This is a genomic window from Acinetobacter sp. CAU_H_60 (assembly GCF_058599385.1).
In genome coordinates this window covers 2,322,215-2,336,541 of sequence record NZ_CM178653.1, presented here as the reverse complement: position 1 = coordinate 2,336,541, position 14,327 = coordinate 2,322,215, and the positions used below count along the sequence as shown (strand labels likewise).

General features: G+C 42.8%; 10 protein-coding genes. 6 read left to right on the top strand and 4 right to left on the bottom strand.

What is annotated here, in order from left to right; all coding sequences use genetic code 11:
- Window positions 1–29: 29 nt before the first annotated feature.
- Window positions 30–2,204, top strand: a complete 2,175-nt coding sequence (locus tag AC4MBN_RS10985) for a DUF6160 family protein (RefSeq protein ID WP_491880203.1) — start codon at window positions 30–32, stop codon at window positions 2,202–2,204.
- A gap of 16 nt (window positions 2,205–2,220) precedes the next feature.
- Entirely contained in the window at window positions 2,221–3,642 is a 1,422-nt protein-coding gene (locus AC4MBN_RS10980) for a hypothetical protein (protein ID WP_419364581.1), read from the top strand.
- Between the two features lie 59 nt (window positions 3,643–3,701).
- On the opposite strand, the gene AC4MBN_RS10975 is transcribed toward AC4MBN_RS10980, so the two are convergent.
- The 4 genes from AC4MBN_RS10975 to AC4MBN_RS10960 form a co-directional block, all read right to left on the bottom strand.
- Window positions 3,702–5,420: a proline--tRNA ligase gene (locus tag AC4MBN_RS10975; RefSeq protein ID WP_491880202.1), complete on the bottom strand. Its 1,719-nt coding sequence runs from the start codon at window positions 5,418–5,420 to the stop codon at window positions 3,702–3,704.
- Window positions 5,421–5,516: 96 nt separating this feature from the next.
- On the bottom strand, window positions 5,517–8,624 hold the full coding sequence (locus AC4MBN_RS10970) for an efflux RND transporter permease subunit (RefSeq protein ID WP_491880201.1): 3,108 nt from the start codon (window positions 8,622–8,624) through the stop codon (window positions 5,517–5,519).
- 18 nt (window positions 8,625–8,642) lie between these two features.
- Window positions 8,643–9,770, bottom strand: a complete 1,128-nt coding sequence (locus tag AC4MBN_RS10965) for an efflux RND transporter periplasmic adaptor subunit (RefSeq protein ID WP_491880200.1) — start codon at window positions 9,768–9,770, stop codon at window positions 8,643–8,645.
- Between the two features lie 51 nt (window positions 9,771–9,821).
- Window positions 9,822–10,466 (bottom strand): hypothetical protein, encoded by a 645-nt coding sequence (locus tag AC4MBN_RS10960; protein WP_180014553.1) that lies wholly within the window; start codon window positions 10,464–10,466, stop codon window positions 9,822–9,824.
- 283 nt (window positions 10,467–10,749) lie between these two features.
- Between AC4MBN_RS10960 and pilG the strand changes: the two genes are divergently transcribed.
- Genes pilG through AC4MBN_RS10940 form a run of 4 tightly spaced genes read left to right on the top strand, consistent with a single transcriptional unit; the run spans window position 10,750 to window position 14,186 of the window.
- Complete coding sequence (pilG, locus tag AC4MBN_RS10955; RefSeq protein WP_004784987.1) at window positions 10,750–11,133, top strand: twitching motility response regulator PilG; 384 nt, start codon at window positions 10,750–10,752, stop codon at window positions 11,131–11,133.
- A gap of 26 nt (window positions 11,134–11,159) precedes the next feature.
- Window positions 11,160–11,528, top strand: a complete 369-nt coding sequence (locus AC4MBN_RS10950) for a response regulator (protein WP_004784985.1) — start codon at window positions 11,160–11,162, stop codon at window positions 11,526–11,528.
- Window positions 11,529–11,533: 5 nt separating this feature from the next.
- On the top strand, window positions 11,534–12,070 hold the full coding sequence (locus AC4MBN_RS10945) for a chemotaxis protein CheW (RefSeq protein ID WP_159123371.1): 537 nt from the start codon (window positions 11,534–11,536) through the stop codon (window positions 12,068–12,070).
- 46 nt (window positions 12,071–12,116) lie between these two features.
- Complete coding sequence (locus AC4MBN_RS10940) at window positions 12,117–14,186, top strand: methyl-accepting chemotaxis protein (RefSeq protein ID WP_180052329.1); 2,070 nt, start codon at window positions 12,117–12,119, stop codon at window positions 14,184–14,186.
- The last annotated feature ends 141 nt before the right edge of the window (window positions 14,187–14,327 follow it).

The window sequence follows — 14,327 nt, the reverse complement described above, 5'->3', positions numbered from 1 at the left end:
CTGCATGGATGCAGCATAGGGATGAAAGAATGAAAAAAATAAAATCACAAATTAAATTATTAACGGCATGTGTCTGTTTGGCACAGCATAGTTATGCACTAGAGCTGATTGAAGAACAAGAATTGGGTCATATCACTGGTCAAGACGGTATTACGATTACACACGAGGTATCAAAAGTAGAAGTTGAACAGCTCAATTGGTATGACCCGAATGCTGATGTAAATACCAAGATGGGACTGGGATTGCATAAAGTAGAAATCTTAGGCAAAGATCAAAATGCGATTTTAAGCCAGCTTAAGTTTGATGTCGGTGCGACCGATGCTGGTGCAGGGATCCGTCTAGAAGCAAGCGTAGCTCCCTTTAGTGCCAATGCAGATTTTAAACTTGTGAGTAAGGATTGTGTTGGAACAAGCTGTGTCGAAAACAATCAAAATTTGGGCAAATTAGGTCTTGCGATTGATAGTCCATTTAAAATGGTGCTTCATACGACAGCAGGTTTATTCAATAAGAATGAAACAGCTACTATCGATTTCAATTTGCAAGATGCCACGATCAAACATACTTTAGGTACAAATAGCTTAGTTCTAGATAACTTTAATTTTAACTTCGCTGGTACGGGCTATATGTATATAGACCCGACACAAGGCATCGTACTCTCCAGTAAAAGTGGCACACAAGATCATCTAATTAATTTAAAACCAGTGGCTGTAGGAACAACTGGTGCGCAAACAGCTGGATTAAACTTTGATTTACGCTATCAGAATGGAGATGGCGATTTAAAAAATATCATGCGCTATGGTATTTCGGGTGCAGTGAGTAATGCACGTTTGTCGTTAGGTGCCGATCAGTCAAAACTGAATTCTTTTGATATAAGTAATAAAGTTGGTGGTGTGCTGACGCGACAAGATCAGAGTGTTTCAAGCTATAACGCAGGTGAAGGTGGCTTGCATCTTGGTTTATCAGCTGATTTTACCAATCAGGAAGTGGCAGCAGCACAGGGTTTAAAGCCAACGACTTTGGAAATTGGTCATACGGGTAAAGGAAGCTATGCAGTTCAGTTTAATGAATTACGTTCATTAACTGGAAAGAATAATGCTTATATTGATTTTGGCGATATTTATATCAATACAATTCAGGCACAGAGCCTAGAATTTTTAGTTAATGACAATATTAAGTCAACGCTTAGACGAAGTAATCCGATTTTGCAGCAAACTTTAAGCAGTACGCCTGCTAATCAGGACTTTGCACTAATTGCCATACGGGGTATGGATTTTCAGTCGATTGCAGCCAAAGCAAATTTTATTTCTAATGATACTGGTGTTATTTCCGGGAATAGTGGTTCTTGGGGAATTGGTATTCCAATTTACAACCTGAATGCCAATGTGGCCTTGTCGGGTACAAAATATGACGGTGACAAGAATGGTATTGCCTATAACGTGATGGCATCAACTGAAGGTTATGGAAAGGATGCCAAAACCGGAGCGCCAAGTACAACCTCAATTCTTTTAATTGATGGTGGTGTAGAGAATGGCCATGCGCGAAACTATTATGCTGGCCTTCGAAATATTGATGCCTTTATTGAATCCAAAGGGGTGATTGGTTATGAGGATGAAGGCATCTATGTAAAAGCTGATAAATTGCTGATCGCAGCGAAAGCTGAGGTGGCAATTGGGCAACTACCGGGATCTAAATATAACTGTGTATCAGGCAATAAATGTGATCAGTTTGTTCCTGATGACAACTTTTCTAAACGCGATGATGTATTAACAACAATTGCCATGATGCTTGATGGTAGTGGTGAGTTAATGATTATTCCGGGGCTGGATGTAGCAGACGAAAATTATTTATCGCTGGATGCAAACTTTAAGTTCCGAACATTAACTTCTACAGAAAAAGGTGATGTTAATAATCTTGGTAGTTATTTTAGTCTGATTAATGAAGATGTAGATAGCACAGGTGCAGTTCATACTTCTGCGATTAACTTTAATCGTATGGAAGGGAATTTAGGATTAATCACCAAAATAGGCGTGAGTGAAGATACTGTTACTTTAGATAATCAAATTAAATTTAATAAAGATCAGAAGATTATCGAGCCGTTTAGAACCAACATGGCCATGACCACAAATGGCAATATGCAGAATATAGCAACAATTGCACTCACAGGCGGAACCATGCGCAGTACGCTTGGTATTACACCGCGCTGAAATAAGGGATGATTTCATGAAAAAAATAATATTGAATAGCTTGATTGTCACTTTAATGGGCCTTAGTCAACAGGCGATGGCAATGACAGCCTTAGACGATGAGGCTTTATCGGCAGTTGATGCACAGGCATTATTAAATTTGGAAAATGCTTATGATTCATCACAAGGGATTAACTTCCATAAGCTAAGTATTGAAGCTTTAATGGAACTGAACATTAATATCAAAACTTTGCAGCTCGGTTGTGGTGGAACTAATAACAGTATTGGGAATACCAATGGTTGTGATATTGATATTTCTAACTTGGCTTTGAGTGGCTTAAATACCAGTCTTGATGATAAAGGTAATCCTGTCTTTTCAGGCGACCGTGCTAATACCAGTGCCAGTGTAAGTAATCCCTTTGTTGAGTTTGCAATTAAAAATGGTGGAAGTGCCTCTACCCGTGAAGTGGTCGGTTTTCGTCTAGGTGCAGATAAAATTGTCGGACTCTTAACCATGGGGACTGACAACATCGAAAATCCGAATGATGGCCTCAAAAGTTTTAGTGGTTATATGAAAATGGCGCAAACCACTGGTGAGTCTGTTACAAAAGCGGGAACTTTTGGTGTTGCGAATGATGAAAAAATCTCAGGGAATCTAAAGGCTTTAGGACAAACACGTACTTTTACCAGTAAGCCAGGTGCTGATGGCCATACCGGGATTACAGTGCCTTCCATGCGGGTAGACTTTACTATGCCAGAAACTGTCGTAACTGGGCAGCGCTTAAAGTCAGCGACTGTAAGTAATATCCGTTCTACTATTGCTTCGATTCCATTAGCAAAGGCTTTAACGGGTTCAACTTTGCCAAGTGATGTGATTGGTACACCAGATTTTTCCAATGATAAGCTATATGTGGAGTTTCCAGCTTTAATTAGTTTCCTGGGAATAAATCTTGGTGAGCACTCATATTTCCAAATGGGAGCGGGTTCGAGTCTGGATAACCTGAATATGGACATCACCTTTGTCCAAGCTCTGAATATGATCCATAATATTCCATTAAATGGCACAGGCGGTTATTTGTCTTTACAGAGTCAGAATGTGCATTGGCAAGGTGCGGATGCGGCTGATATTGCCAAGCCAGGTTGGTGGCTATCGTTTAAAGACCCGATTCAATTGGGTGTGTTAAAAACCACAGATGAAGTTGATATTTCATTCGTATTACCTCAGGTAGCAACTGCAATTTCTGAGTTTCTGTTACGTCCTGAAAACTTAATCGATGTGAGTGTGGGTGAGGCTTTAGGATCTCTTGCGAATGTCGCGGTGGTACGTAAATTGAATATTGATGTGGGTAAATTTACTAACTATGTAGATGGTACTCCTGCAACTTTAACCTTAATGGATAAGCTGCTACAGAACCAGAATGTGACCTCAAACTGCTTTGGCGGGCATAAGTTCTGTTAAGTTAGAGACATAAAAAAATCCCGCTTTAAGCGGGATTTTTTTATTGATTCAGAAAAAAATTATTTAGCAATTTTTGCCAGTAGTTCTTCTTTCGAAAGATTTACTGATTCTGCATCACGGCGACCTTTATATTCAAAAGTACCTGCATCCAGACCTTTTTCACCAATCACAATGCGATGTGGAATACCAGTCAATTCAAGATCAGAGAATTTCACACCTGGACGTTCATTACGGTCATCAAGCAGTACGTCAAAACCAGCAGCTTGCAGTTCTGCATATAAACTTTCAGCAGCTTCTAAAGTACGAGGTGATTTATGCGCATTCATTGGCACAATTGCCACTTCAAATGGAGCGATCGATGCCGGCCAGATGATGCCTTTTTCATCGTAATTCTGTTCAATCGCAGAAGCAACCACACGTGTTACACCAATGCCATAACAGCCCATAGTCACAGTAAACGGTTTGCCATCTTCACCCAGAACTTTACAGCCGAGAGCTTCTGAGTATTTCTTGCCTAACTGGAAGATATGGCCGACTTCAATACCGCGTTTGATTTGTAGTACACCTTTTCCATCTGGAGAAGGATCGCCTTCAACCACATTACGCAGGTCATAAACTTCGCTAAACTGCGCATCACGTTCCCAGTTCACGCCAGTTGCGTGCTTATCTGCTTCGTTTGCACCTGCAACAAAGTCAGACAGTACAGAAGCAGCACGGTCAACAATCACTGTTAGGCCTTTTTCTACTAAGCCTTGCGGACCCACAAAACCAGCCGTTAAGCCAAGTTCGGCAAGTTGAGCTTCAGTAGCAAAAGCTAAAGGTGCAGCAATTTTTGGATGCTTTTCGGCTTTAATTTCATTCAGTTCATGGTCACCACGAAGGAACAGAGCAACCACAGGAGCCTCTTTACCTTCTTCAGCTGCAACACCTTGAACCAGTAATGCCTTCACCGAATGCGCAGGATTAGTACCAAGGAAATTGGATACATCAGCAATGGTTTTCTGATTTGGGGTATCAACCACTTTCAGTTCTTGAGTCGGAGCAGCACGTTCGCCTACCAGAATCGCCTCAGCCATTTCGATGTTAGCTGCATAATCAGATTCAGTTGAGAAGGCGATATCATCTTCACCACTTGAAGCCAAGACGTGGAATTCATGTGAACCTGAACCACCAATTGAGCCGGTATCTGCCTGTACTGGACGGAAATCCAGACCTAAGCGGGTAAAGATCTTGCAATATGCTTCGTACATTTTGTCGTAAGTTTCTTGCAAAGATTCCTGATCTGCATGGAAAGAATAAGCATCTTTCATGATGAATTCACGTGAGCGCATTACGCCAAAACGAGGACGAATTTCGTCACGGAACTTGGTTTGAACCTGGTAGAAGTTTGCAGGCAATTGTTTGTAACTTTTTAGTTCGTTACGTGCCAGATCAGTGATCACTTCTTCATGTGTTGGGCCAAGTACGAAATCATTGGTATGACGATCTTTAAAACGTAATAGTTCAGGACCGTATTGCACATAACGACCAGATTCTTCCCAAAGAGAAGCTGGTTGAGTCACAGGCATCAAGACTTCGAGTGAACCTGCGTTATTCATTTCTTCGCGAACGATCGCTGCAACTTTATTTAATACGCGAACGCCCATCGGCAGCCAGGTGTACAAACCTGAAGCCAACTTACGAATCATACCGGCACGAAGCATCAGCTGATGTGAAATAACTTCAGCATCGTTCGGGGTTTCTCTCAACGTTGCAAATAAAAAGCGACTCGCGCGCATGGAAACTGTCCTAAAAAATTAAGCGTTAAAGCAGAGATTATACAATAAAAAATGAGGCGAACATTCTTGAATGTCACCTCATTGTGATGGTTTAAATTATGCCATGATTTTACGGGCTTGGCGCAGCATAAAATTCTTAAGGTCATCTAGGTAAGTGAAAATCACTGGAACCACGACCAGCGTCAGCAGGGTAGAAGTAATTACCCCGCCGATCACGGCATGTGCCATCGGTGCACTTTGTTCACCACCTTCCCCTAATCCAAGGGCCAGCGGTACCATTCCCATGACCATGGCACTAGTGGTCATCAGAATTGGACGTAAACGGGTTTTGCCGGCATTTAGAATCGCATCATAACGGGCTTCACCCCGATCCATGGCTTTTTTGATGAAGTCGATAAGCAGAATCGCATTTTTGGTCACTAGGCCCATCAGCATAATAATCCCGATAATCGAAAACAGGTTCATGGTTGAATTAAACAGGAACAGCGCCAGGAATACACCAATTAATGACAAGGGTAATGAAGCCATAATGGCAGCAGGGTGGATAAAACTGTTGAACTGGGAACCGAGTACGATATAAATAAATACAATCGACAGGGTAATCGCAGTGAACGCATAACCAGCGGATTCTGCCATATCTGCATTGGCACCTTGGGTATCAAAACTATAACCCGGCGGCATGTCGAAACTATCCTGAAGTTTGCTGATATCGGTACCGATGTCACCTGCGGGGCGTCCAGAGGTATTTGCTTCAACCAACACTTCACGCGCCAGATCTCGACGATTAATCTGAGAAGCTCCCAGTTTTTCTTCAAAATTAGCAACGCTAGAAAGCGGGATCAAAATCGGCTGATTATTACCATCCATTTTAGATGAAGTGATATACATATTTTGCAGATCACTCGGCAGGGTGCGCCGGTCTTCGGTCAGGCGCAAATTGACATCATAGGTTTCACCTTTTTCATCCTGCCAGGTGGTGACATCATCGCCGGCAATCAGGGGGCGAACCACATTGGCAATCTGATTGACTGACAAACCAAGATCACTGGCCAGAACGCGATTGATCTGTACACCTAAGGTCGGTTTCGGCTCTTTCAGTGAGGATTCCAGATCGACGATACCATCAATTTTAGTCATCTCGACCATAAAGCGATCAGAAATCTTCTGTAGTTCATTCAAATCAGGGCCTTTGATTGAAATCATAATCGGCTTTTGACCACCCGAAACGGTTTCATCGGCAGATGCAACCGAGGTAATACTGATCCCGGCAACCGATTGCAGGCGTTGTCGAAACTCATTGTTGAGCTCGGTCAGGCTTTTTTCGCGTTCGATCCGTGGTGTCACGGTCACTCGCAGGCTGACGTGGTTTTTACCACGGTCAGTTACACTATTAATTACGCCATAAGTTGCTTTAACATCAGGGTGTTGACGGATAATCTGATCGACCTGTTGTAGTTTGGCTTGTGAATATTCTAGGGAGGCATCGACTGGGGTTTCAAACTTGATCCGGATTTCACCTTTATCTGGTACAGGCACAAACTCGGTACCAATCAGTTTCGACAGGGCTAGAGCGCCAAACAGAGAAGCCACTGCAATTACAATAGTAATGAATCTAAAGCGCAAAGCCAGTTTCAGCAGTTTTTCATAGACATGACTTAAATTGTCTAATTTGCCTGAAATCCAGTTAAAGAAGCGTTTAATTCGTCCCGGCTTTTTATTGGGATCTTTTTTCTTTTCTGCCCAATGTGCAGATAGCATTGGATCCAGAGTAAAACTGACAAACATGGAAATCAGAACGGCGGTACTCACCGTCACACCGAACTGATAAAAGAAACGCCCAATAATCCCGCCCATAAATGCAACAGGCAAGAATACCGCGACAATTGTCAGTGTTGTTGCCAGAACGGCAAGACCGATTTCTTTGGTGCCGTCCAGCGCGGCAGTAACATGGTCTTTGCCCATATCGGTATGCCGTACGATATTTTCCCGTACTACAATCGCATCATCAATCAGCAGACCGATGCTTAAAGACAGGGCCAATAAGGTCATCATGTTAATACTGAAACCAAAAGCCCAGATAAAGGTCAAAGTTCCGAGCAAAGCGATCGGTAAAGTGAGGCCAGTAATGACCGTTGAGCGGAAAGAACCTAAAAATAACAGAACAATTAGGACAGCAAGAACTGCACCTTCGATAATGGTACGCGCCACATCACCAATGGTGCCGCGGATACTTTTTGAAGAATCCACCACAACTTTTAAAGTGGTTCCTTGTGGCAGTTGGGATTTGATGCTTTCAAGGGTTTTATAGGTACTGTCTACAACTTCAATGACATTAGAATCAGAGCTACGCAGGATATCAACTGCAACTGCAGCCTTGCCATCCAGGAAAGCACCAGTTTCAAGTTCTGCCTGACTATCTTCAATTTCTGCGACCTGTTTCAGAAAGATCGGTGCACCATTTTTATTGGCAATGACCAGATCACCAAAGGCGAGGGGATGCAGGACTTTGGAATTAATCTCGATCACCAGTTCCGAATTGCCAGATTTTAATGTACCGCCCGGAACTTCGATATTTTCAGATTTCAGAGTATTGATGACGCTATCCACGCCGATGCCAAAAGCTTGCAGTTTCTGTGGTTCAACCTGAATGCGAATCTGACGCTGTGCATCACCAAGCAGGTTGACGGTACCTACTCCCGGAACAGTCCTCAGTTGTGGAACTATGCGCTGATCCAGATAGGAACTCAGTGCTTTTAAGCCCATATTGTCAGACTCAAATACGATCGACATGATCGCATTGGCAGTCGGATCATAACGCTCGACGACTGGTTCCTGAATTTCATCACGGAATTCGGCGGTGACTGAAGCAATCTTGTCACGGACATCCTGTGCCGCCGTGGTAGAAGGCACTTCCAGATTGAATTCGGCCGTGATCATCGACAGGCCTTCACTGGATTGTGAAATTACCTGTTTTAAACCGGAAATAGTATTGATCTGGTCTTCGAGTTTTTTGGTAATTTCCGATTCAACGGTTTCTGGAGAGGCGCCTGGATAATTCGTATAAATTACGACAAAGGGGAAGTCAACATCCGGAAATTCTTCCACACCCATACGCTGCCAGGAAGCTAGTCCAAGTACCATCAAACAGAACATCATCATAATGGTGAAGACGGGATACTTCACACTAATTCGGGTAAACCACATATTAATGATCCTGTCTGATTAGTTGGAACGCAGCGTCACTGGCTTGTTGAGATCTGCCTTGGTAAATGGAATGCGACTGACCTGATCACCTGTCTCCAGACCCTGGATCACTGCCGTATTCTGGTTATAGCGCTGTTCCAGAACCTGAACATTCACTTTAATAATTTTGTTCTGGCGAATAACCCAGACATAAGGTTTATTCTGGATATCCTGAATGGTATCGAGGGGAATGATCTGACCAGAAACTTGTTGAGAACTCAGAATATTGCCTTCAACAAAAGAGCCAATACTTAAAGAGGGAATACTTTCATTCGGTCTGGCGAAGAATTCAATCTGGCGACTGGCTTGATCAGCAATTGGAGACACTCGGCTAATAGCAGCGGTAAATGTGTTTGGATTGCCCTGAATCTGGTATTCAATTTTGCTGCCTAAGCGTAGGCTGGACTGCATTTCGCTCGGGACACGGGCCTGAATTTCCAGTTGGTTTGGATTTACGATTTCAAACAGGGTTTGTCCGATCGCCACGGTTTGGCCGGGCTCAACCTGACGCTGGGTGATCACGCCACTAATCGGGCTGGTGATAATGCCATCACGATCGGCTTTTACGGCAATATCGACATTGGCTTGCTGTGCACGGACATTTTCAACCTGGGCCTGATAGTCAACCTGACTTTGCTCATATTCAACTTTAGAGATAAAGCCTTGGTCGAGCAGACGCTTTTTGCGCTGCATCATGTTGCGCGCCTGATTGGCCTGTGCCTGGGTAGATGCCAGATTGGCACGGGCCTGAGCCAGACGTGCGGCATTATCCTGATTATTTAAGCGAATCAGTACCTGACCTTTAGATACATTGTCACCTACCTGAGCATTAACGCTGGTGGCAGTGGCAGAAACCTGTGCCTGAATACTGCTTTGGTTGACTGCGCGAATAGTACCGGTAAATGCGGATTTCTGGACTGAAGTACCTGTTTTTAAGGCAACCAGATCCTGAGGAATCAGTTCAATTGTTTCTGGACTTTCGGCTTGCGGTGTAGATTCATTTTTATTGCAGCCGCTTAGAAAAAGACTTAAGCAAAGTGCACTCATCATCAATACAGAGCGCGAAGAAGGGGTCTTTGAAATATGAAAATGCTGTGCAAATGGCATATTAATCCTTTTCACTTGTGGTCGTTTAAAGCAACAACAAGTTATTTGTGTTTATTCAAGTGCTTTTAAACGGGCAATAATTCTGTCGTATTCCGCTTCCATATTTCGATAGCGAGTTTGTAAAGATTGAATATTTTCTTTTTGAGAAATCAGGTTTTTCTGGTTGTTTTCAAGGTTGGCTTTTAAAGATGCCGGGGGATTATTACCTTTACGTAAATATTCACGTTCTTGGCGTACAAACATGACCCGGTCTTGCTGCAACTGTTTCATCTGCTCTTGCTGAAAGGCAATCTGTTTTTTAAGTTGGCTCAGACTTTCATTCTTTTTTTGTAGAGCAACATGGCTATTGGTGTAGGCACGTTTCAGTTTTTGATCTTCTGCGATGCGCTGGGCTTGCTGGGCACGTTGCGGCGCCTGTTTAATATCTTTATCGACATTATAAGGACGTGCACGTTTAATGACCTGCATATTCTGGTCAAGTGCCTCATAGCCATAGCGGATATGGTTGGGGGTAACGTTAGTGCTGATATTGGCCACGCCTTTATTATCATAATAGCGGTACCAGGTGGCTTTTGGTGGCTGGTTAGTTGAGGCATAAGAAATGGTGACCTGAAGAAAAAGTGTCACTGCAAATATGAATCGGCCAGTCATTTTATTTTTATCAATGAAAGCAAGTTTTTCTGAAAACTGACTCATCATTGGCTCCCCAATTGAAAGTTGACTAAATTACTTATTTTAAAGTAATAATAATGCTATATTAGACTCAAATTCACGAATTAAAAACTACCATCAGTCAAAAAAAAAGCAATGACAAAATAAAAATGTGAAATGGTTAATGAAAATCCGCCATTTATGCACACTTGTGTAGAAAATGTTCATTGATAATACAAGTAGATTTGTGTTAAAAATGTTTATCGATCGTAATAAAATAATCCTATGAGCCTTATGGCACATCGTTTCTAAAATGGGAAGGGTCAAAATGGACGATAAATTCCAAAATCTAAAAGTTATGGTCATTGATGACTCAAAGACCATTCGTCGTACAGCAGAAACTCTTCTACAGCGCGAAGGATATGAAGTTGTGACTGCGGTAGATGGTTTTGAAGCTTTGTCAAAAATCGCAGAAGCCAATCCAGACATCGTATTTGTAGACATCATGATGCCTCGTCTAGATGGTTATCAAACTTGTGCGTTGATTAAAAATTCTCAAAATTATCAGAATATTCCTGTGATTATGCTTTCGAGTAAAGATGGCTTATTTGATCAGGCCAAAGGTCGTGTTGTTGGTTCGGACGAATACTTGACTAAACCTTTCAGTAAAGATGAATTGCTTAACGCAATCCGTAACCATATTAGTGCTTAATAATTGATTTTTTTAGGGGAATTGGCATGGCGCGTATCTTAATCGTAGATGACTCACCGACAGAAACATTCCGTTTTAGAGAGATTCTTTCTAAACACGGCTTTGAGGTGATTGAAGCATCCAATGGTGCAGATGGGGTAACCATGGCTCAGGCTGAGTTGCCAGATCTGGTATTGATGGATGTGGTCATGCCAGGCGTGAATGGCTTCCAGGCAACACGTCAAATTGCACGTGGTGCAACCACCAAGCATATTCCGATTGTAATTGTAAGTACCAAAGATCAGGCCACTGACCGCGTTTGGGGTAAACGTCAGGGTGCCGCAGATTATCTTACAAAACCGGTAGATGAAAAACAGTTGATTGAAGTGATTAAGCACCACCTCAACGCAGGATAAGCTCTATGGCAGCAAATGGATTTATCGAATTGCTTCGCATTGCGAAACGGGGAAATAAAAACTACGTTTCTAATGAAAATGAAGTCAACCGATGGTCAGGCATTGCTTTTGAGATGATGGGGCAATATTTTGTTGCTCCGCTGGGGGAAGTATCCGAAGTGATCTATCCTCCAAAATATACGCCAGTTCCTAATACTCAGTCATGGGTGTTAGGATTGGCCAATATTCGGGGAAGGTTATTATCAGTTTCTGATTTGACTCAATATGTATCAGGACAAAGTAGCCAGTTTTCACCGACTCAAAAAGTATTATGTATTCACCATAATGACCAATATGTCGGTTTGGTCGTTGATCAAGTTTTGGGTATACAACATTTTAATAAGAAAAGTTTTTTTTCTAAAACAACTGAATTGGATAATAACTTACAAGAATACTGTCAGGGATTTTTCCACCAGCATAACCAGCAATGGCATGTGTTCTTATTCAGTCGTCTGTTGCAAAATCCAAAATTTATGAACGCATCTATAAAATTTATAAATTAAACGTCGCGCACGAAAGTAATAAAGACGTAAATCGGGGAGAGGCTGCATGGGCTTTAAACTTAAAAAGAAAAATACAGGTGAAGGTAGCCGCAAAAGTGGCAATACTTTTTTATCCAAGATTCAATCACAAACAGATCAGTTGTCACGTGTATTTGGTGATAGTGAAAAGTCTAAACCGTTTATTTATGGTGCAGCCGGCTGTCTGTTAGCGGCAACCATCACTTTATTGTATCTTTTCTACAGTGTGCCACGTGCCAACCAGCTGACACAAAGTCTAGGTGATTTACGTCTGCTTTCACAAACTATTTCTCGACAGGCGACTGAAGCAACGGCTTCTGGTACACCTGAGGCGATGAAAAACCTGACAGATTCTCAAAAAGCTTTTGCGGAAAACCTTGAGACTGTAAAAAATATTCACTCCAATAATGAAGCGCTGCAAGCAGTAGATAAACAGTGGACAGAAGTGTCTTCTAGTATTGACCTGATTGCATCGCAACAAAAAATCATTAACCAGTTATATGACACCAACATCGCAATTGGTGAAGCGATCCCGGGGATTCAGGCCGAATATAACTTGATGGTCGACCAGATGGCGCGTCAAGACATGCCGTCTAACCAGGTGGTCATTGCGAAAAACCAGGTATTCATTGCGGAACGTATTTTACGTTCGATCAGCTTGGTATTGACTGGTAACGACGGTTCACGTGAATCAGCGGATGACTTCAGTGCCGATACCGAAACTTTCGGTTCATACTTAAATGCACAGTTAAACGGTTCTGCTGAACTGGGTGTACAACGTATTACTGATCCAAACCTGCGCGAGTCTCTGGAAGGCATCAAAGCGGAATATGATGATGTACTTGAATCAGCATCTGCGACAATCCTGAAAAACTCTGCGCAAATCGTAAAAGTACGTCAGGCATCTGCGTCAATTTTCTCGCAATCGGATGTCCTGCTCGATAACCTGAACAAACTGTCTGGTAACTCTGGTCTGAAAACAATCGTTCCAGCGGTACTGTTAATTCTGTTATTGATCGGCTTCCTACTGTGTGTATTCCGCCTGTTAACCCTACGTGGTGCATCGGATAAACAGCGTGTAACCCGTCTTCAAGAAGAATATGACCGTAACCAGAATGCGATTTTACGTTTACTGGACGAGATTGCCGACCTTGCGGATGGTGACTTGCGTTCATATGCAACAGTATCGGAAGACTTTACCGGTGCGATCGCCGACTCGATTAACTTCGCGATCGACCAGTTACGTGACTTGGTATCTCGTATTACTGAAACTTCTCAGGAAGTTGCGCAATATACAGCGACAACTCAAAGCATTACCAACCAGTTAGCAGAAGCATCTGAACATCAGGCGCAAGAAATTGCCGGTGCATCTGCTGCGATTAACGAAATGGCGATGTCAATTGACCAGGTATCTGCCAACGCGGAAGAATCTGCAGTCGTTGCGGAACGTTCAGTACAAATTGCTGCGAATGGTGCAGACGTTGTACACCGTTCAATTGAAGGCATGGATACGATTCGTGAACAGATCCAGGAAACTTCTAAACGTATTAAACGTCTGGGTGAATCTTCACAAGAAATTGGTAACATCGTAGCCCTGATTAACGATATTGCCGACCAAACCAACATCCTGGCATTGAACGCAGCGATTCAGGCGTCGATGGCGGGTGAAGCTGGTCGTGGTTTCGCCGTGGTAGCGGATGAGGTCCAGCGTCTTGCGGAACGTTCTGCATCTGCAACCAAACAGATTGAAGGCCTGGTAAAAACCATTCAAACGGATACCAACGAAGCCGTAATTTCAATGGAACAAACCACAGCCGAGGTTGTACGTGGTGCGAACCTGTCTAAAGATGCCGGTGTGGCACTGGATGAGATTCAGACCGTATCGAATAACCTGGCAAAACTGATTGCGAATATTTCCGATGCTGCGAAACTTCAGTCTGCATCTGCGGGTCATATTGCGACCACGATGAATGTCGTACAGGAAATTACTTCACAAACTACGAGTGCAACCTTCGATACAGCACGTTCGGTATCTGAATTGGCGAACATGGCCGATGCATTACGTGAATCTGTATCTGACTTTAAACTACCAGAATAAAGTCAGAAAGTATGAGGGGAGTGTGCCTTAACCCAGGTTGAGGCACATTCAGAAATACAGATAAAGCCTCGACAAGATGGACCTGACTATTAAGGTTAGGTCTCGCGTGACGGTCACAATTAAGTTTGAGCGCCCTTCTTG